The sequence below is a fragment of the Brevibacillus sp. NRRL NRS-603 genome, from assembly GCF_003013445.1.
GTDB lineage: Bacteria > Bacillota > Bacilli > Brevibacillales > Brevibacillaceae > Brevibacillus > Brevibacillus formosus.
In genome coordinates this window covers 1-1,444 of the sequence record NZ_PXZN01000100.1, presented here as the reverse complement: position 1 = coordinate 1,444, position 1,444 = coordinate 1, and the positions used below count along the sequence as shown (strand labels likewise).

Annotated in this window: 1 protein-coding gene and 1 pseudogene; both read right to left on the bottom strand. The window is 44.5% G+C overall.

Going from position 1 to position 1,444, the window contains the following annotated elements; translation table 11 throughout:
- Window positions 1-136, bottom strand: a pseudogene (locus tag C7R94_RS31085) (ABC transporter permease); the annotation flags it as partial.
- 6 nt (window positions 137-142) lie between these two features.
- Window positions 143-1,075, bottom strand: a complete 933-nt coding sequence (locus C7R94_RS28545; RefSeq protein ID WP_088907167.1) for an ABC transporter permease — start codon at window positions 1,073-1,075, stop codon at window positions 143-145.
- Between the last annotated feature and the right edge of the window lie 369 nt (window positions 1,076-1,444).

The following is a 1,444-nucleotide window of genomic DNA, read 5'->3' as shown; positions in this document are numbered from 1 at the left end:
AAGCCATTGCAACTTTATTCATTCTCATACGGCGCCAAACGTCAGACCAGAAAGAGAGACTTGGGCGCTTGATTGCTTCTGCTTGACGAAGGTCGACGGAAATTGGCTCAAAATGTTCTTTAGTCAAGTTTTGCACGTGTCATTACTCCTTTCCTGCGTCCGAAAGTTTGATCCGTGGGTCTACCAAGGTGTATGCGATGTCAACAATCAGAATCATCACAACCAGGATAATGGAGTAGAACACGGTCGTACCCATAATTACCGTATAGTCGCGGTTTGTAATAGACAATACGAATTCGCGACCAAGACCAGGAACACCGAAAATACGTTCAATAACGAATGCACCTGTCAAGATACCGGCAATCAGTGGACCCAGGTAAGTAACAACTGGCAAGAGCGCATTACGAATTGCGTGTTTTACTGTAATGGCAACAGTGTGCAATCCTTTTGCTTTTGCTGTTTTGATGTAATCTTGACCCATAACTTCAATCATATTGGAACGCGTCAAACGCGCGATAAATGCCATCGGTGATGCGGCGAGTGCCAATGAAGGAAGGATGGTGTACTCAAATCCTTCCCATTTCGCGATTGGAAACCAGCCCAATTGAATAGCGAAAATGTATTGGTAAAAGGACGCCAAAATAAAGCTCGGTACCGATAATCCCAAAACGGCGATGACCATTGCAGAATAGTCTTGCCATTTATTATGGTTTAGTGCTGCGATAACCCCTAACGTAATTCCACCAAAGATAGCGAGCAATAAAGCTTGTGCTCCCAAGTGAGCAGAAACTGGGAAACCACGACTAATCATGTCGTTAACATTCGAAGATTTCTCCGTAAACGACGGACCGAGATCCCATGTTACTACACCTTTCAAATATTCAAAGTATTGTTCATGCAACGGCAGGTTCAGCTTGTACTTTGCCTCTAGTGCTGCCTTAATTTCCGGCGGGACCTGCTTCTCGGATGTAAATGGACCACCTGGTACTGCTTTCATGATGAAGAAGGTGGCCGTTACAATTAAGAAGAGCGAGATGAGCATAAAAATGATGCGCTTACCGAGATAACGGATCAACTAACTTACCCCCTTGGTAGATTTTTGATTGCTTTCACGTCCCATGTTTACACTGCGGAACGCTGCCGACACAGTGTAAAAATCGGCTGTGTAAATAACCCTTAGATCTCTTGCAGTAAAGCTTCTCTCTCTATTTTCTCTTTGCTGGCAATCATGCCAGCTGAAATTTATGGGAAGGGCTTGCATAGCAGAAGGTATATGTGCAACCATATACCCTCTGCTGCAAAACCCGTTTCCTTCGTTATGAAATTACTCGATGTACGCGCCTTTCCAATCCACGTCACCCAGGCCAGTTTGGTGAACACCTTTAACCTCTGGTTTCTGTACCCAAGATTGTGTGTACCAGTAAATTGGCATGATTGGCATTTC